This is a genomic window from Bradyrhizobium sp., assembly GCF_049519115.1.
Lineage (GTDB): Bacteria > Pseudomonadota > Alphaproteobacteria > Rhizobiales > Xanthobacteraceae > Bradyrhizobium.
The window spans coordinates 1-21,163 of the sequence record NZ_JBEKRB010000012.1; the positions used below are offsets into that span (position 1 = coordinate 1).

Sequence of the window (21,163 nt, forward strand, 5' to 3'; positions counted from 1 at the left end):
TAGCAGAAGCATAGGTCAGCGCCACGATCTGTCCTACCCCCGGGGTCGACATCAACAGCCTGGCGTTTGCATTCAAACACGACATCGCGCGCACCCTTTTCTCAAACGTGTGGAACTCACCCCCCGCACGAATTCTGGAGGAATGGATTCCGGGCCTGCGCCTTACGGCGCATCCCGGAATGCCGACGCGAGAGTGTCTGGATCGCTTCGTCGCATTCGCTCCTCGCGATGACGGAGAGGTCCGGCAATGACTGAAAGCTCAATCCACCGAAACGCCCGCAAACTCGACCACCTTGCGCCATTTCTCGGTCTCGTCGGCAATGAGCTTGCCGAATTGCTCCGGCGTCATCGGCTTCGGGATGCCGCCGATGGCCGAAAGCCGCTCGATCAGCTTGGGATCTTTCAGCGCTTCGGCGACGGCCTTGTTGAGCGTCTCCACGATCTCCGGCGGCGTGCCCTTCGGCGCGGAGATGCCGTAGAAGCCGACCGATTCGAATCCCGGCACGGTTTCCGCGATCGCGGGAATATCGGGCAGGCCGAGCCAGCGCTGCGGCGAGGTGACGCCGAGAGCGCGCACCGTGCCGGCGCGCGATTGCTCGAGCCCCGAGGGCATGTTGTCGAAGATCAGCTGTACCTTGTTCGAGATAATGTCGGGAAAGGCGATCGCCGATCCGCGATAGGGCACGTGGACCATGTTGCATCCGGTCATCGCCTTGAACAGCTCGGCCGACATGTGCACCGAAGTGCCGTTACCCGACGACGCGTAGGAGATCTTGCCCGGATTGGCTTTGCAGTAGTCGATGAACTCGGCAACGGTTTTCACCGGCATCGCGTTGGAGATCACCAGCAGGTTGGTCAACTGCATGATGCTGGCGACCGGTACGGTGTCGCGGATAAAATCGTAGGACAGATGTTTGTAGAGCGAGGTCGAGATCGCATTGTTGGGCGCGACAAACAGTATGGTGTAGCCGTCCGGCGGCGAGTTGATAGCGGCGGCGGCCGCGATATTGCCGCCGGAGCCCGCGCGGTTTTCGACGACGAATTGCTGGCCGAGACGCTCCGACAACCATTGGCTCATGATGCGCGCCACCACATCGACCGGGCCGCCGGCGGCAAAACCGATCAGCCAGTGCACCGGGCGGTTCGGATAATCGGCGGCGAAAGCGGGCATTCCATTGGTTGCGAGACCGAGAAGACCAGTCAGGCCGATGACCGCCGCACGCAACCCATTCATGACAGCCACTCCATTCCAACGCTCTCGGAGCTATGCTTTCATACAAAGCGGGATTTGCCTACATTGGCTTTTGACGCACCCTACCGCCGTCGGAGGACGACAAGATGAAAATGACGCTTATGACGTGTGCTGCCTTGCTGCTCGCAGGCGGTGCTGCGGCGCAAGAAAAAACGACACTCATCATGGGTACGGCGACGCAAGGCGGCGGCTTTCCGGTTTATGGAAACGCCTTTGCGGCAGTCATCGCGGAAGCCGATCCGACCTTGTCGATCGAGACGCGCAACACCATGGGCTCCAGCGAGAACATGCCGATGATGGAGAAAGGCCAGCTCGACCTTGGGCTCGTCGCCGGCGAGTCCTTCTATCAAGCCTTGCAAGGTATCGGACGGCCTCCGCTCAAGCTCAGGATTCTGACCGCGATCTACGGCACCGCCGGCATGTTCGCGGTGCGCGGCGACAGCCCCTATCACAGCATTCAGGATCTGGTCGGCAAGACGGTTGCCTTCGGCGCCAAGGGCTCGGGCATTCCGATCCTCGGCCGCTACATGCTCGACGGGATCGAATTGAAGCAGGACGGGGATTTCAAATCGATTCTGCTTGATCACGCCGGCGAAGGGCCGGAGATGGTGCTCGATGGACGGGCTGATGCGATCTGGGGCGCCGGCATCGGCTATCCGGGATTCTTCGAACTTGCGAAGGGTCCATCGGGCGTGCGGTTCATCGCGCCGACAGCGGAAGAGATCACGCGGATGAGCGCGAAATATACGCTTCTGAAGCCGATGACGATTCCGGCCGGAAGCTATCCGGGCCAGACCGCGCCGATCCAATCGCTCGGCTCATGGAGTTTCGTGCTGACGCGGCTCGATCTGCCCGACGATGTCGCCTATCGCCTGGCGAAGGCGCTGCACGGCGCGGAAGGCGCGTTCTGCAAGAAGCTGAAGCAGGCTTGCGAGACCACGGCGGCAAATACGGTCGCGGCCGTTCCCGATATTCAGCTGATTCATCCCGGCGTGATGAAATACTATCGCGAGATCGGCGTAGTGAAGTGACCGCGGGTGTCTCGTGCCCCGGACGCAACGCAGCGAGTTTAGCGTGCGTTGCTGAGCCGGGGCCTAGTTTGTGGGTCCCGGATCTGCATCGCATCATTGCGTGACGCGCCGCGTCCGGGACACGAGGCCGTCACTTCTTCACCATCGGACAGGCCGGGTCCGGCGGCCCGAACGCATCGTCGCCGGAAATGGTCGCCAGCACATTGTAATAATCCCACGCGTATTTGGACTCTTCCGGCGTCTTCACCTGCACCAGCATCAGGTCATGAACCATCAGATTGTCCTCGCGCAAACGGCCGTTGCGGGCGAAAAAATCCTCGACCGGCTTTTCGCGCATTTTCGCCGCGACAGTGAGCGGCTCGTCGGTGCGGCTGGCCTCGATCGCCTTCAGATAATTCATCACCGCCGAATAGACGCCGGCCTGCCACATCGTCGGCATGACTTCCATCTTGGCGAAATAGCGTTTCGACCAGTCGCGCGCCTTGTCGTCCATGTCCCAGTAGAACGACGTCGTCAGCAACAGGCCCTGGGCTGCGGGAAGACCGAGCGCATGAATATCGGTGATCAGCGCGAGCAGGCCGGCCATTTGCTGGCCGCCTTTGAGGATGCCGAATTCGCCGGCGGCCTTGATTTCGCTGATGTTGTTCGGCGGTCCGGCGGCAATCCCGATGATCTTGGCCTTCGAAGCCTGGGCTTGCAGGATGAACGACGACACATCGGCGGCGGCAAAAGGCAGGCGAACCGCGCCGAGCACCTTGCCGTGGTTCTTCGCGATCACGGAGGAAGCGTCTCTTTCCAGCGAGTGGCCGAAGGCAGAGTCGTCGGTCAGGAAAAACCAGCTATCGCCGCCGCGCTTGACCACTTCGTGTGCGGTGCCGGTCGCCAGCGCGCGGGTATCGAACACCCACTGGATCGCGTAGGGCGAACAGTATTTGCCGTGGAAATCGGACGTGCCGGTCGACTGCGTAATGAACAGCCGGTGTTTTTCATTGGCGACGTTCTGGACCGCGAGCCCGACGGCCGACACCGGCACGTCCACGATCAGGTCGACCTGTTCGACGTCGTACCAGCGTCGCGCCAGCGTGGCGCCGACGTCGGGCTTGTTCTGATGATCGGCGGAGATCAGGACGATCGGTTTGCCCGCGACCAGTTTGCCGAAATCGTCAATCGCTATTTGGGCTGCGATCAGAGAGCCCCTGCCGGTCGCCGCCGAAGCCGGACCGTTCATGTCGGTGAGAACGCCGATCTTGACGACGTCGTCCGAGACTTGCGCCGATGCGGGCGCCGCACTCACAACCGCAGCGGCGAGGATCATGCCGGCGAGAATCAAGCTCTTGGCGAACATTGCGTTGTTTCCTTCTCACTTGGCGGCTCGGCCAAAAGGCCTCGTTCACATCCCTTTGGCTTGCATTCATTCGACCATTCCGCCCGCGCCGTCAACGCGAAGCCGTTGCATTTGGAAAGGCAACCCGCATGATGAGGCCGGGCGCGGGGCAAGTGGAATTTGGCATGAGACGGAGCCAATGATGAGCAAGGTAAAACCAGGATGAAGGTTATCGGCGTAGCCGGGTGGAGCGGCGCGGGGAAGACGACCCTGATTTCGCGCGTCATTCCCTATCTGCGTGAGCAGGGATTGCGTGTCTCCGTGATCAAGCACGCTCACCACGATTTCGATGTCGACATGCCGGGCAAGGATTCCTGGGTGCATCGCCAATCGGGTGCCGAGGAGGTACTGGTGTCGTCGGCCAACCGCTGGGCGCTGATGCATGAGTTGCGCGGGGCGGCCGAGCCGCAGTTGGCGGAATTGCTCCGGAAGATGTGGCCGGTCGATCTCGTGGTGATCGAGGGTTTTAAATCGGATCCGCATCGCAAGATCGAGGTGCATCGCAAGGCCAGCGGCAAGCCGCCGTTATTCACCGACGATCCCGCCATCGCCGGCATTGCGACGGATGCGGCCATCAAAACCACGCTTCCCGTCGTCGATCTCGACGACATCCCAGCGGTGGCTGCGATGATGCGGAAGTATGCGATCGCGGTGGAAGACGTGTTCGCCGCAAGCCTCAACAGGGTCTAAAGAGGCGGCATGAAGGCGAACAAGCTCGATCTCACCGGCCTGAAATGCCCATTGACGGCGTTGATGACGGCAAAGGCGCTGAAGGCACTCTCGCCGGGCGAGGTGCTGGAGGTTCATTGCACCGATCCGCTTTCGGTGATCGATATCCCTCACCTGGTTCGTCAGACCGGCGACAAGGTCGAGATCACGGAGCGCAGCGAGCAGCGGATCACCTTCGTGATCGAAAAAACAAATCACTCGATTGAAGATGCCAATCTCCCGCAGGGTCGAGACAATTAATCGCACCTTTCGCGAGACAAAACGGTCTTGCGCGCGAACGGTCTCTACCTTTTTCCTATCGACATTGAGGCAAGCTTCTGCCCCAATCCTTTCGGAGAGCGTGTCATACTTTGGCGGCACACCGCAAAATTGTGCAAAGCACAACGGAAGGCTGGGTGTTTCGCGGGGTTTATAGGGCCAGCAGGAAAAGCGGACATGCCCGGCAAAAGGGCAGCTGCAGGGAGGTTTGAATGACGACAATCAGCAGCGCGGGAACGGCGCCGAGCAACGGATCGGGAATTCTCGATCGCGAGCATACGATCGCCAAGGCCGGCTTCAATCGCTGGATGGTGCCACCGGCTGCACTTTGCATTCATCTGTGCATCGGCATGGCGTATGGGTTTTCCGTGTTCTGGCTGCCGCTGTCGCGCGCCGTCGGTCTCACCGCGCCGAAAGCCTGCCCCGATATTTCGCTGTGGCAAGAACTGGTCACCACGACCTGCGACTGGAAGGTCGCAAGCCTTGGCTGGATGTTCACGCTGTTCTTCGTTGTGCTCGGCGTTTCAGCCGCGATCTGGGGCGGTTGGCTCGAACGTGCCGGTCCACGCAAGGCCGGCGTCGTCGCCGCATTGTGCTGGGGCGGCGGTTTGTTGATCGGCGCGTTCGGCATCTACGTGCACCAGCTCTGGATCATGTGGCTGGGCTCCGGCGTCATCGGCGGCATCGGCCTTGGCCTCGGTTACATCTCGCCGGTCTCCACGCTGATCAAATGGTTCCCGGACCGCCGCGGCATGGCGACCGGATTTGCGATTGCCGGTTTCGGCGGCGGAACGCTGATCGGCGCGCCGCTCGCGAACCTCTTGATCAACTACTTCAAGACCTCGACCGACGTCGGGGTCTGGCAAACCTTTGCTACCATGGGCGTGATCTATTTCACTTTCATGATGATCGGTGCCTTTGCCTATCGCGTGGCTCCCGCCGGATGGCGTCCGGATGGCTGGACGCCGCCGAGCGAAAAGAAGTCGATGATCTCCGAGCATCACGTCCACCTCGACAACGCACACAGGACGCCTCAGTTCTGGCTGATCTGGTGGGTGCTGTGCTTGAACGTGTCCGCGGGCATCGGCGTGATCGGCATGGCTTCGCCGATGTTGCAGGAAATCTTCGCGGGCAAGCTGATCGGATTGCCGGACGTCGGTTTCAATGCGCTGAGCGTCGAGCAGAAGACGATCATCGCAGGCATCGCCGCAGGTTTTGCCGGCCTGATCTCTCTGTTCAACATCGGTGGCCGCGTGTTCTGGGCGTCGCTGTCCGATTTTATCGGCCGCAAGAACACCTATTACTGCTTCTTCCTGCTCGGCATTGTACTATATGCGCTGGCGCCTACATTTGCCACGACTGGCTCGAAAATGTTGTTCGTTGCCGCGTTCTGCGTCATCCTGTCGATGTATGGCGGAGGGTTTGCCACGGTGCCTGCCTATCTCGCCGATATGTTCGGCACGCAGTTCGTCGGCGCGATTCACGGCCGGCTGCTGACGGCTTGGTCGACCGCGGGCATCATCGGTCCGGTGGTGGTCAACTACATCCGCGAATTCCAGCTTGCCGCCGGCGTGCCGCGCGATCAGCTCTACAACACCACCATGTACATCCTGTGCGCGATGCTGTTCGCCGGCTTGATCTGCAATTACCTGATCAGGCCCGTCGATTCGAAATGGCAAATGAGCGAAGCGGAAGTCGCGAAGCTGCAGGAAAAGAATGCCGCCACGGGCGCGACGACGCCTTCAGGTTCGTTCGGCATCGGCAAGGGCGGCCTCGACGCAAGGTCGGCGCTGTTCTGGCTGTTTGTCGGCGTTCCCCTGGCTTGGGGCGTGTGGAAGACGCTGGAAAGCGCGGCGAAAATATTCTGATCGCGTTGCTACTTAGGTCGCGGAACGCCCGTTGGCGTTTCGCGGCGCCTGTCCTCAATCAATAACCAAAGAATTCATCCAGGGGGATTTTCCCATGCTTCGTCTTGCCACCTGCCTCGTCGCAGCTTCTCTGGTCGTAGGCGGCGTTCATCACGCCTCGGCACAGGCCACCGATACCAAGCCTTCCAGGATGAAGCTCACGGTTCAAAAACTGAAAGAGATGAAAGCGAAATGGTTGGCGAACCGGCCGAAGCTCAGGGCGTGCCGCGCCGAGGTAAAGGCCAAGGGGCTGGCCGGCGACGATCGCTGGTTCTACATCGCAGACTGCATGGAGCGGAGTTAGGCTCCGCCATCCGTCGCGCCGTTGCCGGCAGAGGTCACGAGCCGCAGCAGCGGCTTGAGATAATCGACGAACCGGTTGCCCTGATTTTCGACATCGAGCTCGAACCGCTCTGACGGAAAGATCGTCGCGCAGCCCGCTTGCCGGCAAGCCCGTCGCACAAAGGCGAGCGCCGAGCTCTTGAACAGAAAGATGCCGCCGTGCTCGCCTTTGGCATCGCGGGCGAGCCAAAAGCCGTCGCGGTTGCGGCCGACGAAGAAAACCGGAATCGATGCGTTGATGACGGCAGGATCGAGCGGCTGAAAGCATGTCGGCGAAGCCGCGGGGTTTGCGGTCTGCGATTCTGAAAAGCTGACATAGGTAAGCGACATGGCGATCATGGCGTGACCGGTGGCTTGCACGTTCACGAGCGCAAATTAGCATCATGAACTGATGAGACTTCGTCGGAATGATGTGGCCCTGATGGCCGTAGGATTGCGAGAGAGGCGGAGGCAGCCTTTCATAAGAAAGGAATAAAGACCGCGGGTGTTGGTTGTGCGGACCAACGCCGTTCGCCGGCATTTATTGTCCGTCTATGAAAGCGCTCTTGCGTCGGTCTCGAATTCCTATGTGCTTTCCGCGCATGTTCGGTTTCTCACCCAGTTTCGGAGATCACGGAGCAACCGATGCGGCCATTTTCGTTTCTCGTTTCAGCTCTCGCCTCGCGCATCCGCAAGATCGCGGACGCGCTCGGCCCATGGGAAATCAGGAAGTACCGCCCGGAACGCTACTATATGCGTGGTCCCGGGCCGAAATGGCGCGAGAAGCATTCGTCTCGGTCGGTGTGAGGTCATCTTCTCCGATCGCTGTGATCGCGTCTGTAATTCTGGACTTCGCCTGATCCGATAATCCGACAAGAGGCAGGCGGGTGTCGGCACGGATCGCGCCGCGCAGGCTCAGCGCATATTTGATCGCGGCCGGGTTCTCTTCCGCAACAAGAATCGATAGCGGTAAAAGCCGTTGGTGCAGGCGTTGCGCGAACTGTAGTCGGCCCAGCGTGACACTTGAAAAGATGTCCCGGCACATCAAAGGATCGATGTTCGATACAATCGAGATGCAGCCGTCGCCGCCGCCTGTCAGGAAAGCGAGGGCAGTCACATCGTCCCCCGACATCAGGCGGAATGGCGCCGGCGCCATCGAGCGCAGACGCGGCAGACGCGAGAGGTCTGCCGTCGAATCCTTCAGTCCGATGAATTGAGGCTTCTCCGCAAGCTTCAAGAGCGTGTCGTCAGCCATTCCCCGGATCGTTCGTACGGGAATATCATGGAGTATGACGGGCAACGCCGTCGAATTGGCAATCGCGCGGAAGTGAGCGTCAATGCCAGTCTGCATCGGCTTGTTATAGTAGGGCACGACCGACAGGAGAGCATCGGCGCCGGCCAATTCTGCCCGCCGGGCCCGCTCGACCCCCTGACTAGTTGAGTTTGACCCCGCGCCCGCGATGACGCGAACGCGACCATGAGCGATTTCGGCTGCGGTCCGAACGACGGCGTCGCACTCGGCCGAGGTCAGGGTCGAAAATTCGCCGGCGGTCTCGCAGACGACAATTGCCGTGACGCCTGCCTGTATCTGCCGCTCGCAAAGCCAGGCAAAGGCCGTCAGGTCAACCGCGCCAGCCTCATCGAATGGCGTGGGGATATCCGGGATGTAGCCTGTGAGCCACGTCGTCGAATTTGCGAACGGCGTCATTGTACGTCACGCGGCGTTTTCGATCTGATTGAAGCCCTGCCGGCAGGCGGACAGCACGAGCCCCTGATGGCACCTCACGCCCGCCTCAATCCGAAACCCCATCTGTTGGAGTTTTGTGCGAACCTTGAGACTGGAACTGCTCTCGTAGGAATCGATGAGAACTGCAACGGTCGCGTTGGTGCAAAGAAAAGGCGAGAGCTCGGTCAGAGCCTTTTCAAGAGACGTCGGGTTGCGATCGGCGAGCAACCCGATGGCGTGCTGTTTTCGCGGAACCCAGCTCGTCGAAATGGTGGCCACTCGCATGAAGCCGCGGCGCCGAAGCCCAAGGTAAAGTTCCATTCCGCCACTGCCGGCGATGATCGCGCGCTGCAGATGGGAAAGACCCGTAAGCCCGATCATGGTGTCGAGGATTTGTGCCTGATCGGAAGCGGAATGAAGCTGAACCATATTGTTCTCCTGGAGGATGGTGGCCGACGCCTCGTGCGGGCTTTCAAGCCATCCGGCCCGCGCCGTTGGGGTCGAGCTCTATTTCGCGCGCCAGCTCGACAATCGTTTCGGGATGGTACCCGTTTTCGAAGAGAGCGTATTTGAATGCCTGGGCTCGATTGACGAATAGTCCGCCATAAAGGCCATGTTGTTCCTGGGCGACCCAGTTACCGCGACGGTTCTTGCCAATAAACGTAATAGTCGATGCAGAGTTGCACGAGGGAGGTTCGGCGAGTTTCACGTTGGTATTCCTTGTTCATGGTGAGGCAAGTTTGTTCCCGATTGCTTTTTCCGCTCACGCCACCGATGGGAGAAGAGCGTGGGATCAGCAACCGGGGACTGGCTCTACTCGTGCCTCGAATATCTGCGCGAGCGGGTATGAATTCGATTGAGGCAAGCCGGCTATCTCATAAGCGCAGCATAAGACCGGGTGAGGCTTCTCAACTTAGGACATGAAAGTCGAATGAAACGATCAGGCAGCACAAGGCCGCGTAGGCAATCGCCTCGTCCCAGTGATTAAGAACGGATCCAAGCGGTTGCTCGCGCTTAAGCGTTGCCAGCACCGCACTCAGGATGATGGACATCAGCAGCAATAGCATCAGGCTTTGATCAAACCTGATGCTGCTGAACGCCGCGAATACAAGAAGAGTGACCATCCGCAGCCAGAAGCGGACGATGACTCGGATTGTCTGCGCTTCACGCGTCAGATGCGCGTTTGGCTGCTGCGACACGCCGGGCACTTTTTGTGAAAACTTGTCGCGGCAGAACGGCAGGTGTTGAGCGCATCATGCGCGCGCCGGTCCGGATGGGAGAACGCTTGACTCATGCCACCAATATCTTCGGTGGCGGATATGAATTCGAGAGCGGCGAGCCCCCAATTTCATTTGAGCTTCATAAAGCCGCGCGAAGCCGCTTCAGCCGAATGATACGGGAGATTCAAACGTGCAGGCGAGGCAGCACAGCGCTGCAAAGGCCATCGCCTCGTCCCAGTGATTGAGGGCCGCATCCAGCGGCTCCTCGCGATCGAACGCCGCGATGACGCCAGCGAGGATGGTCGACATCCACAGCATCACGGTGAGGCCGCGTTCAAAGCCGATGCCGCCCAATGCCGCGAATGCAAGGACGGCGGTCATGCGCAGACCGAAGCGCAGCATCACTTGCGTCGATTTCGACGCGAGCGTCAGTTGGCGGGCGCGGCTTGCAACAAACGATAGCATGACTCGATTTTCCGAATAGGAGGTTCGCGAACGGTGATCTGGCTTGCAAGGCTCGGGCCAGATGCGAGCTTTCTGATGGCGCCGCCTCGCTACAAGCAGCGGCGGTTCGAATCTGGATAAAAGCTCATTGGAAAACGAGGTTGGCCGGCGGCCGAAAATATAAATTATTCATATACGAAAAAGGCGCTGTCATTCGTCCGCACGCATTGGGCGCGAGACGCGAGCTTCAACGAAACGGATTGGTTTCGGTCAGAATACGGATTTGACGGCTACGCCCGAAGCAAGCTGAAGATGGTTCGGATTGGCCGGATCACACCACAGGCGAAACGCCTGTCCGCGCCGTGGCGGTGGTCCTTGCCATGGCATCCGGTCGTGCAACGTCGTGGTATAGGGGGCGCCGTTTTGTGGCGTGATTTGGAGCGTCACCTTGACGAGCCAGCTGTCGATCGGCGCAAACGGCAACTCTTCGGAATAAACCACGCGCGCGGTGCAGGGCCGTAACGCCTCTCGTGCCCCTTGCGCATGCGCAGCGTCAGTTGCCGATGTCGCGCCCGCGATCACGATGGCCGCAGCAATAACAGACTTCATGGTCATTCCCACTTGCTTGTTCAGCGATCTGGCTTGTTCGTTGATGGGATCAGCGGTGGCATGGAAGCGAGATTGCGGGCGGTGCACGATAAAATCAAGTTACCGGATGCTTACGCAACCTGATTCCCGGACGTTCAGTTCCGGCGGCGGGTGCCGAGCGCGAGAAGAACAAAGCCTGCGATGATCGCAGCAACGATGATCATCCAGTATTGGCCTTCGAAGCCAAAAAAGGAAAAGTGCTCGACCAGAAAGTGCAACGCCCCCGCGCCCCCATTTTCCGCGCAAGACGGAAGATTAAGCGTTTCGGCTTTAAAAATATATTATTTTTATATTTTCATTCAGCCATGGAACAGCCTGTCGCGGCACGCGCCTCGCGCAGCATTCGCCGCAGGCTGAGTCCGCATCGGGATTTAAAGGCTTTGGCGTTGCGGCTCAGTCCGCGGCGATATCTTCGAAGCGGGCCTGAAGGCGGTAGCCGACACCGGATTCGGTCACCAGAAGACGCGGGCGGTTGGGGTCGCTTTCGATTTTCTGGCGCAGCTTGCGCACGAGGATGCGCAAATACTGGATGTTGTCCCGCTGATTGCCGCTCCAGATATCCTTCAATAACTGGTCGTGCGTCACCACAAGTCCGACATGGGTCGCCAGGATATGAAGCAGGCGATATTCTTTCCGGGTCAGCCGGATCGGATGCTTGTTCAACGACACCGTCCGGGTCACGAGGTCGACCGAGAGAGGACCCGCCACCACGACCGGATTTTCGGTGGCGCTCTTGAAATACCGGCGAAGCGCCGCCTCGCTCCGCGCCAGCAGCTCGGCCATCCCGAACGGCTTGACCACGTAATCGTCGGCACCGGCCTGTAGCAGCCGGACTTTCTCGTCCTCGCCCGACACGATCGACAGAATGATGACCGGGACATTCGACCACGAGCGGATCCGCTCAAGCACTTCGGCGCCGTGAATATCCGGGAGGTTCAGATCGAGAATGATGAGATCCGGGGCGCTGAAGGTCGCCGCTTTCAGGCCGTCGGTGGCGTTTTCCGCCTCGATCACCGAATAGCCCTGTAGTTCGAATCCCGCGCGCAGGAAGCGCCTTATCTTGGACTCGTCCTCGATCAGCAGCACATTGTTGGCGGGCCTATTCATGGGATGCGACCGTGATGTCGGATTGTTTCGCCGCGGAGCCGGGCAGGGTGATGGTTGCGGTTGCGCCCAGCCCCTGTCCTGGACTGGCTATGTCGATGCTGCCGCCGTTGGCTCCGACAAAAATGGATGCGATCCAGAAGCCGAGGCCCGATCCTGGGATCGTTGCCTGGTGACGCTGGCTGCGGAACAGCCGGCGGCCCAGTTGAGGCCGCTCGTCGGCGGTGATGCCGACGCCTTGATCGGAAATCGACAGGATGATGTCGTCTTGTTTGGATTTGACGCTGACCAGGATCGTCGAGCCCGAGGGAGAATATTTGGCGGCGTTTTCGAGCAGCTGTCCGCAGGACTCTTCGATCAGACCGGAATCGACATGGGCCAGCGGCAGGTCATCGGCGAATTCGGTTTCGATGTGGTGTGCCGCGAGCCGGCGCGAGCGCGCCTTGATCGCGGCATTGACGATGTCTCTCGGATCGGCCCATTCGAGATGCGGGGTTACGCCGCCGGCGGTGACGCGTGTGGCGTTAAGAAGATTCTGGATGAAACGGTCGAGCTCGGCGACCTCGTCGGATATCGCTTCCACCAGCGAGCGGGCGCGGCTGTCGTTCTGAACGAGCGGAATGGAATCGAGCACGCTGGCCGAGCCGCGAATCGTCGCGAGCGGCGTGCGCAGCTCATGCGACAGCGTGCCATGGAACGCATCCCTCAATAACTGCGCTTGCAGGCGCAGCCGCGCATCTTCCATCGCCTTCTCGATGTCGATCCGCTGCAATGTCAGCGACACTTCCTCAATGATCGCCTCGAGGCGGAGCGTCCTGGCCTCCAGCGTTTCCACTGAGCCCACACCGATATCGACAGCGACGAGCCCCAGGATCGCGGTTTCCGAACTGACCATCCTCAATAGCCAGACATCCTGCGTCGGGGCGTCGATCACGGAACGAACCGATTGGCCGGCTGCGGTGATGGCCAGGGTGGCATGTTCTTTCACCACCTTCGGCACGGATCCGGATCTCGGCGGCTCAAGCTGGCCGTCGTTTTTCGCGGCAAAGAAGACCGCCGGCTGACCGAGCGTTTGCGACAGATAGTTCTCGATCGCGGAGACCAGTTCCGAGACAGTGAAACAGGCGGCAAGACGCCGCGAAAAATCATAGAGGTTGTGAATGTCACGTTCACGCTGGCGCAGCGTCTCGGTTTCCTGGCGCAGGCGGGAGGCGAGATTGCTGCTGACGAGCGCCACCACGAGGAACAGCAACAGGTCGATAACTTCCTGCGGATCCTCAACCTGGAAGCTGAAGATGGGCGGAAAGAAAAAGAAATCCGCTTCCGCCATGCTGACGATGGAGGCGAGCGTCGCCGGCCAGATTCCCCACCGGGTAGCGGCGATGATGACGGGAACGAGATAGGCGATCGGGACGAGGCTGGCGGCGACCGTCTGCTCCAGCAGCAACAACAACGCCGTGACCAGACTGACGCCGCCGAGCGACAGCAACAACGGAACGACGTCTGTTTGCAGGAAGCTTCGCGGCGCCAGGTTGCTGCTCGAAGCGACCGCTATGCCCTGATGCTTGCCGTTGGAAAGCTCTGGCTTGGCGAGCTTGGATGTGATCGGCAGAGGTGAATGCACAAGCGCATGCCCTTGTAGAGGAGTACATCGGTCGATCGTCGCTTTGGCCCAAAGCCTTAAGCTCAAAGGAGCCATCAGCTTAAGGCCGCAGCAAAAATCGTGCCCGGCAGTGAATGATAGTGGTGGCGAAAAAAATCGGCTCGCGAGGTCAAACAATCTCAAGGTGTACGCGACCCGCCTAGGCTCACCGCCCTCAGATCAATTCCTTGCTCCAATGTCGCCAACTACCCAGCAGGTGCAGCATTCTTCATATCGGCGTATAAAATCTATGCCGTTTACCCAGTAAAGAGATATAAAAGTAATATATTTTTGAGAGTGGCCGGCCTGCCGCCGTAATATTGCGCTAAATACAGCTACATCGCCTCGAGATAGCCGATCGCCGTCTGGTTGCAGGCGGTTTCCTCGGTCGGAACGCTGGAAATATCGGCGTCATGGGCGTTTCGAGGCGGCGCAAGGGCCGCGACGGCGGCCGAGTTCAGGTATTTCGGCGGATACAAATAGAACTCGATCAAAGGTGTATGAGGGCCGCGCGCGTTGGCCTTGAGGATGGCCCGCGATCGGGAGGCTTCCCGCGGGTAGATGCTGCTCCAGCCGGCAAAACGGCTCGCCAGGATTTCGAGCGACAGAATTGCCGTCGCGATTTTTACAAAGCCCTCGTTTGATTTCTTGGCGCTTCGGCTGGTCGAAGCCTTCCGGAGCAGTTGTCGAAACTGCCAATGCGTCTCGATAAAGGGCCCGAGTCCCGCCTTCCACAATATATCCGGTAGGCACGGATAGCCATGGATGTCGTGGAAACTCTCGATCAGCACCTGGCATTGCGAGATCAGGCTCTTCGGCAGGAAGGCGAAATCGACCTGTGCGGCCTCGCCGCCATTCGGCGCATGGTCTTTGTCATCTGCGCGCTCTGCTTCAAGGTCCATTGCCGCGCCTCATCGTCAGCGAACAGGCTTTTGCCCAATGCGACGCAGCATAACGATGAGCGACATATATGTTCGATATAGAAGTTGATCGCTCGACATAGAGAAAAGATATCGAATAGCGGTATGTCGATTGACATATATTGCGAAAAAGCAACACAGCACGAAAAACTATTAAAAACGATTGCTGGATATTCGAAATCCTACGCAGATTCCTACGAATTCTGCCGACGATAGCAGCACTGCGCGAGGCATTTGATACGTCAGTGAGCAAATCGCGCGAAAACTGGAAATAGAGATATTATTTTTTAATGAAACGGTGCAGCAAACCCTATCGATTTCATTGTTCCCACAACGAAAGATCAACCCGAGCGCGAATGGTCTCGCAAGGACGCTGGAATGGCGCCCCTTAAACCAACAGCTTGGGGCAAAGAATATGAAAAGACTTCTTTTGGCGGGTGTCGCATTGGCCGCCATGGGTTGGGTCGGCAGTGCGTACGCAGCGGATGCGTCGCTACCGACCAAGACGCCGACCTGTCGGGGCGTCATCGATCCCTACAAGAACTACGCGTGTCTCGATGCCTATCTCGGCACGACCTTCGCCGAGCGCTTCCTGAACTACTATCGGCTCGAGTGGGGTCATGAAGCGCCGCCGTCCGATCCCAAGGCGCCGCCATCGCGCCGCGCCTACTGGCCGGCGACCCCCGAATCGACGCCGCCTTATCCGTTTACGGAGTGGCCCTATGGCGGCACGACCAGCCTCGGCGTGACGCGGCCGAGTTCGATCGATAGTCCTTTGATGGTAGCGCTCAGCAACACCTCCGTCGGTCAGTGGATGAGCGACAACCACCTCCAGGTTTACGGCTGGGTCGATCCGAGCGGAAACCTTTCGACCTCTACCGTCAAGGGCGGAAACTCGCCGGCGGCTTACGCTTACAATCCGAACACCATCCAGCTCGACCAGGCGGTCGTGTACATCGAGCGCCTCCCGGATACGGTTCAGAAGGATCACGTCGACTGGGGCTTCCGCATCGCACCGATCTACGGCGAGAACTATCGCTACACCACGGCCTACGGCTTGTTCTCCAGCCAGTTGTTGAACCAGAACGCCAACAACGGCTTCGACATTCCGATGGCCTACGGCGAAATCTTCATTCCACAGGTGATGGAAGGCCTGATGATCCGGATCGGGCGATACATCTCGATTCCCGATATCGAAGCGCAGCTGGCGCCGAACAACTACATGTCGTCGCACTCGATGACATATACGTTCGACAACTATACCAACACCGGCATCATCGCCAATTTGGCCGTCACCAAGAACTGGATCCTCCAGGCGGGCGTCACCGTCGGCACCGAAGCCATGCCCTGGCACGTCGGAACGACGCTCACCAACCTCGATCCCAACCCGCTATTCCCGGGCAGCACGTTCAAGCAGGATCCCGGCGCCCAGCCAACCGGTACACTGGGCGTGCGCTGGACCAGCGATTCCGGCAACGACGACATCAACGTCGTCGCCAACGGCATCAACAGCGGCACCTGGGGCTACAACAACCTCCAGTGGTTCGGCGGTACATATTACCACAAGTTCAACGACCAGTGGCACATCTCGTTCGAGACCTATAACGAGCATCAGAACAACGTGCCGAACCAGCTCAATCCTCAGGTCATCAACGCGGCCGGCACCGGCTTCTTCCAGCTCGGCGGCACGCCGTTCTCGCCGCAATACATGCCGTTCAACTCGCCTTTCCTGGCGCAGTGTAAGACTCCGACGGAATTGTCCTGTACGGCGTCCTATCAGACCTTCCTCACTTACGTGAACTACCGGGTCACGCCGCTCGATAACATTTCCTATCGCGTGGAATACGTGAACGACTATCAGGGTCAGCGCACCGGCACCAAGACGGCATATTTTGAAACCGGCATCGGCTGGCAGCACTGGTTCTCGCCGCAGATCGAATTCCGGCCCGAGGTCTCTTACTACAAGTCGCTCGATGCGTTCGCGTTCAACGGCAATGCCAACCTCGGCATCGCGCCGAACAGGAACTACGCGATTATCGCGCTATCGGACATCATCATTCACTTCTGAGGCGTGGAAATGCCGCGGCGACGTGTCGCCCGGCCTTTCATCCGAAAAATTCGACAGGGGTTAAAAATGAAACGGATACTTCTTTCCAAGGTCTCGCTCGGGGTGCTCAGCCTGGTGTCTCCGGCCTTCGCCGCCGATCTTCCCTACGCGAAGGCGCCGTCGGCCGCGACCACGGTATATGACTGGACCGGCGTCTATGTCGGTGCGTTCGGTGGTGGCGGTTTCGGCAACCACAACGTCAACAACGCCACCGGTCAGGCCGTGCCGTTCGCGGATTTCACGGCCAACTACTCTTCCACCGGCGGAATAGCCGGCGGCGAGATCGGCTACAACTGGCAGAGCGGCAGCTTCGTCGCCGGCGTCGAGGGCAACCTGTTCTGGTCCGGCATCAAGGGCAACGACGCCGCGCAATTCAACGCAGGCGCGTTTCCCGGAGTCGGCGCGGTGGATGCGGACAACCTTCGCTGGGGCGGGACGCTGCTGGCACGCGCCGGCTACGCTATCGATCGCTGGATGTTCTTCTTCGAAGGTGGTTACGCCTTCGGCAGCATCCAGCATACCAATACCCCGCCCGTCGGGCTTGTCGACAGGTTCAATGTCCAGGCGAACGGCCTGACCGGCGGTGGTGGCGTCGCTTACGCGATCACCAACAACGTCATCGGCAAGTTCGAATATCGCTATACCAACTTCAACGGCTACAGCCGTCCCAATCCTCCGAACGGCCAGATTCCCTACACCACCGAGACCACTTACTCGGTCGTCACGCTCGGGCTCGACTTCAAATTCGGAGTTCCGGTCGTTGCGAAATACTGACGTCACGCTTGAGCCGATGGCCGGAAGTTCGGGAAGCCGAACTCATCCGGTGCGAGGCAAAATCAGGAGGACGATATGGATCGCGTAGCGGTGAGGGGAACACGAATCGGCGCCATTGCGCTGTTGGCTCTCGCTCTCTCTGGTGCAGTCTGCCGGGCGAGCGCCGCAGAGGCCGGTGAACGCAGTCCAAATCCGCCGCATCAGACGGCGGCTCGCAGCCAAAGGCTGGCAACGCCGCCGGTATCGTCCGAGCAGCAGGCCCATCTTGGATCGATGCGCTACTACGGCGGGCCCAAGTCTCCGATGTGGCGCGCGGCGAATTAGGCATTCGCATTCTGCCATCCCCTGGATGACCCACGGCTTTGGCTTGCTGGCCAAGCGATCGAGGACACTTGTGCGTAAGAGTTTGGGAAAGACGATGAAAAGGATGCACCTTGCGGGCCTTTTTCTGATCGCCGGTGGAGTGGCCGATGTCGCATGGGCGGCGGATGCCCCAGTGGCAGGTGGCGCTGCGGCTTGCACCCGGCTGGTCGACCCCTATACGAATTATGCCTGTCTCGAACCCTGGCTCGGCATGAGTTTTGCTGAGCGTCTCTACAACTACTACCGACTCGAATGGGGTCGTGCGGCCGCTCCGGTCGACCCAAAGGCGCCCCCGGCCAGCAGGCCGGAGTGGCCGCCGACCCCGCAAAGCACGCCGCCGATGCCGTTCAGTGAATGGCCCTATGGCGGGACCACCAATCTCGGCGTGACGCGGCCGAGTTCGGTCGACAGCCCGCTGATGGCGGCGCTTAACAATACGACCGCCGGGCAGTGGATGAACGACAACCACATCCAGGTTTACGGCTGGCTCGATCCCGGCGGCAACCTGTCGACCAGTACCGTGAAGGGCGGCAATGCGCCGGCGGCCTACAGCTACAATCCCAACACGGTGCAACTCGATCAGGCGGTGATCTATATCGAGCGGCTGCCGGACACGGTTCAGAAAGATCATGTCGACTGGGGTTTTCGCGTCGCGCCGATTTACGGCGAGAACTACCGCTACACCACCGCTTACGGTCTGTTCTCCAGCCAGTTCCTGAACCAGAATCTCAACAACGGCTTCGACATTCCGATGGCCTATGGCGAGGTGTTCATTCCGCAGGTGATGGAAGGGCTGATGATCCGGTTCGGGCGTTACATCTCGATTCCCGACATCGAAGCGCAACTCGCACCGAACAATTACATGTACTCGCATTCGATGACGTACACGTATGACAACTACACCAACACCGGCATCGGATTGACGCTGGCCGCCTCCAAAAACTGGATCTTCCAGTTGGGGGTCTCGACCGGCACTGAAGCGCTGCCCTGGCACGTCGGCGTGAACATCGCCAATCCCGACCCGAATCCGCTTTATCCAGGCACGACCATGTTGAAAGATCCCGGCGCCACGCCAAGCCTGACCGCGGGCGTGCGCTGGACCTCCAACGATGGCAACGACGACGTCAATGTCGTGGCCAACGGCATCAATGCCGGCCAGTGGGGCTATAACAATCTGCAATGGTATGGCCTGACCTACTATCACAAGTTCAACGATGCCTGGCACATCTCGTTTGAGACCTACAACGAGCACCAGAACAACGTGCCGAACCTGCTTAATCCGCTTGTCACAAACGCGGCCGGCACCGGCTTCTTCAACCTCGGCGGCACACCGTTCTCGCCGCAATACATGCCGTTCAATGCGCCGAGCCTTGCGAATTGCGGCAACACCGCGGTTTTTAGTTGCACCGCCTCGTTCCAAACCTTCCTGTTATATCTCAACGACAAGATAACGCCGCTCGACAACCTCACCTGGCGTGCCGAATTCGTCGACGATTACCAGGGCCAGCGCACTGGCACCAAGACCCGTTACGTCGAAGCCGGCTTTGGCTGGCAGCACTGGTTCTCGCCCCAGATCGAAATCCGGCCCGAAGTCTCCTATTACAGGTCGCTGGATGCACCTGCATTCAACGGCAACGCCAATCTTGGGATAGCGCCCAACAAGAACTTCGCGATTATAGGCGCGGCCGATATGATTATTCACTTCTGAATCGCGGGAATCAGCTGCCGGGAGGTCGCATGGATCGCCGGTGCCGGCGAAATGGCGCGGAACAGGACAAGCACGCCGGCGAATAGAGTTGTGGGTAGCCGGATTCTCCGTTGTTGACATCTTCGGCAATTGCTTGCCCAGGGTCCGGGCAAGCGAAGAATATCTGAGCAAATCGGCGGATAACCCGTTGTTCTGACTATTTTTATTATATGAAACCGTCTTAAAACAATTGTTCAATTCGAACAGTACGTAAGGCTAGTGTAAGCGCGATGCTGTAACGCAACATGATAAGGATGTTGTCACACAGCATCATAAGGGTGCTGTCACAGCATCATAAAAACGGGTGGCGAAGTTGGGGACTTTGGAGTGAGTGCTTTCGGAAAGCTGTCGAGATCCCGTGCGATCCTGCTCGCCGTGATTGTGATCGGCGGCGCCGCGCTGTTCTGGGGCCGGGGTTTCGTCGGACTGGCTGACGGGCAATCCGGCAGCAAGGAACGCGTTGCCTCGATCGAACCCGTCAAGCCTGCGGCAACCGACGAACAGGCCGTCGACCTGACGGACAAGCAGGCGGCCTCGATCAAGGTCGGAGCGATCGCCGCACGCGACTTTGCGCTGTTGAAAACGGCCGTCGGCACCATCGACTTCAACGAGAATCTGCTCGTTCAGGTATTCTCGCAGTATCAGGGCAAAATTCTCAAAGCCTTCTACAACATCGGCGACGAAGTGAAGGCGGGCGACGCGCTGTTCACGATCGACAGCCCCGATCTGCTGCAGGCGGAATCGACATTGCTGGCCGCCGCCGGCGTTCTCGAACTGCAAAAGCGGACGCTCGCGCGCGTGCTCAACCTGCTCAAGGCAGGCGGCAGCGCCCAGAAGGACGTGGACCAGTCGACATCCGATCAGCAGACCGCCGAAGGCAACTTCAAGGCCGCCAAGGACGCGGTGCGCATCTTCGGCAAGACCGACGCCGAAATCGAGCAGATCGTGGTCGACCGCAAGGTCGATTCCACGCTGCTAGTCCCAAGCCCGATTTCAGGGCGGATCGTGGCTCGCAGTGCTGCTCCCGGGTTCCTGGTCCAGCCGGGCAATGCGCCGGCTCCCTATACGGTCGCCGATCTCTCGACGATGTGGATGCTGGCCAATGTCATCGAGACCGATGCGCCGGCCTACAAGCTCGGGCAGCAGGTCCAGGTCACGGTGCCGGCTTATCCGGACAAGATCTTCACCGGCCGTGTGACCGCGCTCGGCGCGATGATCGATCCCAACACCCACCGGCAACTGGTGCGTTCCGAAATCGACGATCCTGAACATCTGCTGCGTTCGGGAATGTTCGCTAGCTTCGTCATTCATGTCGGCGATCCCGTCAGTTCGCTGGCGGTGCCGGCCGAGGGCGTGGTGAGGGAAGGTGACGGCACGATGTCGGTGTGGGCCACCAAGGACAACCGCCATTTCGTCAAGCGAACGGTGAAGACCGGATTGCAGCAGGATGGCTGGACACAGATTTTGACGGGGCTGATGCCCGGCGAGACCGTCGTCATGGATGGTGCGGTGTTCCTGAGCAACAAGCTCCTGTTGGGCGATGCCGGCTAAGCGGACGCTATCGGCTAACCCAAGTACAGATGGCG

General features: G+C 59.5%; 22 protein-coding genes. 10 read left to right on the forward strand and 12 right to left on the reverse strand.

Annotation, left to right across the window (positions count from 1 at the left end; translation table 11 throughout):
* Positions 1-259 precede the first annotated feature (259 nt).
* On the reverse strand, positions 260-1,234 hold the full coding sequence (locus tag ABSE61_RS11925) for a Bug family tripartite tricarboxylate transporter substrate binding protein (protein ID WP_423871309.1): 975 nt from the start codon (positions 1,232-1,234) through the stop codon (positions 260-262).
* 104 nt (positions 1,235-1,338) lie between these two features.
* On the opposite strand from ABSE61_RS11925, the gene ABSE61_RS11930 reads away from it, so the two are divergent.
* Complete coding sequence (locus ABSE61_RS11930) at positions 1,339-2,283, forward strand: TAXI family TRAP transporter solute-binding subunit (protein ID WP_423871310.1); 945 nt, start codon at positions 1,339-1,341, stop codon at positions 2,281-2,283.
* 130 nt (positions 2,284-2,413) lie between these two features.
* Here ABSE61_RS11930 and ABSE61_RS11935 read toward each other — a convergent pair whose 3' ends face one another.
* The gene (locus tag ABSE61_RS11935; protein WP_423871311.1) at positions 2,414-3,628 is read right to left on the reverse strand and encodes an ABC transporter substrate-binding protein; all 1,215 of its coding nucleotides are present in this window, start codon (positions 3,626-3,628) and stop codon (positions 2,414-2,416) included.
* A 201-nt stretch (positions 3,629-3,829) separates the two neighbouring features.
* Between ABSE61_RS11935 and mobB the strand changes: the two genes are divergently transcribed.
* The 4 genes from mobB to ABSE61_RS11955 all read left to right on the forward strand — a co-directional run bounded on the left by mobB (position 3,830) and on the right by ABSE61_RS11955 (position 6,865).
* Positions 3,830-4,357, forward strand: a complete 528-nt coding sequence (mobB, locus tag ABSE61_RS11940) for a molybdopterin-guanine dinucleotide biosynthesis protein B (protein WP_423871312.1) — start codon at positions 3,830-3,832, stop codon at positions 4,355-4,357.
* Between the two features lie 9 nt (positions 4,358-4,366).
* Positions 4,367-4,636 carry a sulfurtransferase TusA family protein gene (locus ABSE61_RS11945; RefSeq protein WP_423871313.1) on the forward strand — a complete coding sequence of 90 codons (270 nt, stop codon included), beginning with the start codon at positions 4,367-4,369 and terminating at the stop codon, positions 4,634-4,636.
* A gap of 230 nt (positions 4,637-4,866) precedes the next feature.
* Entirely contained in the window at positions 4,867-6,522 is a 1,656-nt protein-coding gene (locus tag ABSE61_RS11950; RefSeq protein WP_423871314.1) for an OFA family MFS transporter, read from the forward strand.
* 94 nt (positions 6,523-6,616) lie between these two features.
* A complete protein-coding gene (locus ABSE61_RS11955) occupies positions 6,617-6,865 on the forward strand; it encodes a hypothetical protein (RefSeq protein WP_423871315.1) in 249 nt (82 codons plus the stop codon).
* On the opposite strand, the gene ABSE61_RS11960 is transcribed toward ABSE61_RS11955, so the two are convergent.
* From ABSE61_RS11960 to ABSE61_RS12005, 10 genes are all read right to left on the reverse strand, one after another.
* A complete protein-coding gene (locus ABSE61_RS11960) occupies positions 6,862-7,269 on the reverse strand; it encodes a hypothetical protein (protein ID WP_423871316.1) in 408 nt (135 codons plus the stop codon). The two genes, ABSE61_RS11955 and ABSE61_RS11960, sit on opposite strands and share 4 nt — an antisense overlap.
* A 337-nt stretch (positions 7,270-7,606) precedes the next feature.
* Entirely contained in the window at positions 7,607-8,590 is a 984-nt protein-coding gene (gene dapA / locus ABSE61_RS11965; RefSeq protein ID WP_423871317.1) for a 4-hydroxy-tetrahydrodipicolinate synthase, read from the reverse strand.
* A 6-nt stretch (positions 8,591-8,596) separates the two neighbouring features.
* Complete coding sequence (locus ABSE61_RS11970) at positions 8,597-9,037, reverse strand: hypothetical protein (RefSeq protein WP_423871318.1); 441 nt, start codon at positions 9,035-9,037, stop codon at positions 8,597-8,599.
* 43 nt (positions 9,038-9,080) lie between these two features.
* Positions 9,081-9,317, reverse strand: coding sequence for a hypothetical protein (locus ABSE61_RS11975; protein WP_423871319.1), 237 nt, complete (start codon positions 9,315-9,317; stop codon positions 9,081-9,083).
* A gap of 199 nt (positions 9,318-9,516) precedes the next feature.
* Complete coding sequence (locus ABSE61_RS11980; RefSeq protein WP_423871320.1) at positions 9,517-9,807, reverse strand: hypothetical protein; 291 nt, start codon at positions 9,805-9,807, stop codon at positions 9,517-9,519.
* 183 nt (positions 9,808-9,990) lie between these two features.
* Positions 9,991-10,293: a hypothetical protein gene (locus ABSE61_RS11985; protein WP_423871321.1), complete on the reverse strand. Its 303-nt coding sequence runs from the start codon at positions 10,291-10,293 to the stop codon at positions 9,991-9,993.
* Between the two features lie 249 nt (positions 10,294-10,542).
* A complete protein-coding gene (locus ABSE61_RS11990; RefSeq protein ID WP_423871322.1) occupies positions 10,543-10,881 on the reverse strand; it encodes a hypothetical protein in 339 nt (112 codons plus the stop codon).
* 432 nt (positions 10,882-11,313) lie between these two features.
* Positions 11,314-12,027 (reverse strand): response regulator, encoded by a 714-nt coding sequence (locus ABSE61_RS11995; RefSeq protein WP_423871323.1) that lies wholly within the window; start codon positions 12,025-12,027, stop codon positions 11,314-11,316.
* Positions 12,020-13,648 (reverse strand): sensor histidine kinase, encoded by a 1,629-nt coding sequence (locus ABSE61_RS12000; RefSeq protein ID WP_423871324.1) that lies wholly within the window; start codon positions 13,646-13,648, stop codon positions 12,020-12,022. The genes ABSE61_RS11995 and ABSE61_RS12000 overlap by 8 nt, the downstream gene beginning before the upstream one ends.
* A gap of 353 nt (positions 13,649-14,001) precedes the next feature.
* Positions 14,002-14,568 (reverse strand): hypothetical protein, encoded by a 567-nt coding sequence (locus ABSE61_RS12005; protein ID WP_423871325.1) that lies wholly within the window; start codon positions 14,566-14,568, stop codon positions 14,002-14,004.
* A gap of 433 nt (positions 14,569-15,001) precedes the next feature.
* Here ABSE61_RS12005 and ABSE61_RS12010 point away from each other — a divergent pair, with 433 nt between their 5' ends.
* The 5 genes from ABSE61_RS12010 (at position 15,002) to ABSE61_RS12030 (ending at position 21,128) form a co-directional block, all read left to right on the forward strand.
* Positions 15,002-16,654: an outer membrane beta-barrel protein gene (locus ABSE61_RS12010; RefSeq protein ID WP_423871326.1), complete on the forward strand. Its 1,653-nt coding sequence runs from the start codon at positions 15,002-15,004 to the stop codon at positions 16,652-16,654.
* A gap of 66 nt (positions 16,655-16,720) precedes the next feature.
* The gene (locus ABSE61_RS12015; protein WP_423871327.1) at positions 16,721-17,467 is read left to right on the forward strand and encodes an outer membrane protein; all 747 of its coding nucleotides are present in this window, start codon (positions 16,721-16,723) and stop codon (positions 17,465-17,467) included.
* Between the two features lie 75 nt (positions 17,468-17,542).
* Positions 17,543-17,791: a hypothetical protein gene (locus tag ABSE61_RS12020; protein ID WP_423871328.1), complete on the forward strand. Its 249-nt coding sequence runs from the start codon at positions 17,543-17,545 to the stop codon at positions 17,789-17,791.
* Between the two features lie 94 nt (positions 17,792-17,885).
* Entirely contained in the window at positions 17,886-19,538 is a 1,653-nt protein-coding gene (locus tag ABSE61_RS12025; protein ID WP_423871329.1) for an outer membrane beta-barrel protein, read from the forward strand.
* 366 nt (positions 19,539-19,904) lie between these two features.
* Positions 19,905-21,128 carry an efflux RND transporter periplasmic adaptor subunit gene (locus ABSE61_RS12030; RefSeq protein WP_423871330.1) on the forward strand — a complete coding sequence of 408 codons (1,224 nt, stop codon included), beginning with the start codon at positions 19,905-19,907 and terminating at the stop codon, positions 21,126-21,128.
* The last annotated feature ends 35 nt before the right edge of the window (positions 21,129-21,163 follow it).

What these genes read in the sequence shown, in the direction of transcription:
- ABSE61_RS11990 (WP_423871322.1), bottom strand. Translation starts at nt 10,881, where the DNA reads ATGAAGTCTGTTATTGCTGCGGCCATCGTGATCGCGGGCGCGACATCG.
- ABSE61_RS12025 (WP_423871329.1), top strand. Translation starts at nt 17,886, where the DNA reads ATGAAAAGGATGCACCTTGCGGGCCTTTTTCTGATCGCCGGTGGAGTG.
- ABSE61_RS11985 (WP_423871321.1), bottom strand. Translation starts at nt 10,293, where the DNA reads ATGCTATCGTTTGTTGCAAGCCGCGCCCGCCAACTGACGCTCGCGTCG.
- ABSE61_RS11950 (WP_423871314.1), top strand. Translation starts at nt 4,867, where the DNA reads ATGACGACAATCAGCAGCGCGGGAACGGCGCCGAGCAACGGATCGGGA.
- ABSE61_RS12020 (WP_423871328.1), top strand. Translation starts at nt 17,543, where the DNA reads ATGGATCGCGTAGCGGTGAGGGGAACACGAATCGGCGCCATTGCGCTG.
- ABSE61_RS11995 (WP_423871323.1), bottom strand. Translation starts at nt 12,027, where the DNA reads ATGAATAGGCCCGCCAACAATGTGCTGCTGATCGAGGACGAGTCCAAG.
- dapA (WP_423871317.1), bottom strand. Translation starts at nt 8,590, where the DNA reads ATGACGCCGTTCGCAAATTCGACGACGTGGCTCACAGGCTACATCCCG.
- ABSE61_RS11935 (WP_423871311.1), bottom strand. Translation starts at nt 3,628, where the DNA reads ATGTTCGCCAAGAGCTTGATTCTCGCCGGCATGATCCTCGCCGCTGCG.
- ABSE61_RS12010 (WP_423871326.1), top strand. Translation starts at nt 15,002, where the DNA reads ATGAAAAGACTTCTTTTGGCGGGTGTCGCATTGGCCGCCATGGGTTGG.
- ABSE61_RS11970 (WP_423871318.1), bottom strand. Translation starts at nt 9,037, where the DNA reads ATGGTTCAGCTTCATTCCGCTTCCGATCAGGCACAAATCCTCGACACC.
- ABSE61_RS12005 (WP_423871325.1), bottom strand. Translation starts at nt 14,568, where the DNA reads ATGGACCTTGAAGCAGAGCGCGCAGATGACAAAGACCATGCGCCGAAT.
- ABSE61_RS11955 (WP_423871315.1), top strand. Translation starts at nt 6,617, where the DNA reads ATGCTTCGTCTTGCCACCTGCCTCGTCGCAGCTTCTCTGGTCGTAGGC.
- ABSE61_RS12015 (WP_423871327.1), top strand. Translation starts at nt 16,721, where the DNA reads ATGAAACGGATACTTCTTTCCAAGGTCTCGCTCGGGGTGCTCAGCCTG.
- ABSE61_RS11925 (WP_423871309.1), bottom strand. Translation starts at nt 1,234, where the DNA reads ATGAATGGGTTGCGTGCGGCGGTCATCGGCCTGACTGGTCTTCTCGGT.
- mobB (WP_423871312.1), top strand. Translation starts at nt 3,830, where the DNA reads ATGAAGGTTATCGGCGTAGCCGGGTGGAGCGGCGCGGGGAAGACGACC.
- ABSE61_RS11945 (WP_423871313.1), top strand. Translation starts at nt 4,367, where the DNA reads ATGAAGGCGAACAAGCTCGATCTCACCGGCCTGAAATGCCCATTGACG.
- ABSE61_RS11930 (WP_423871310.1), top strand. Translation starts at nt 1,339, where the DNA reads ATGAAAATGACGCTTATGACGTGTGCTGCCTTGCTGCTCGCAGGCGGT.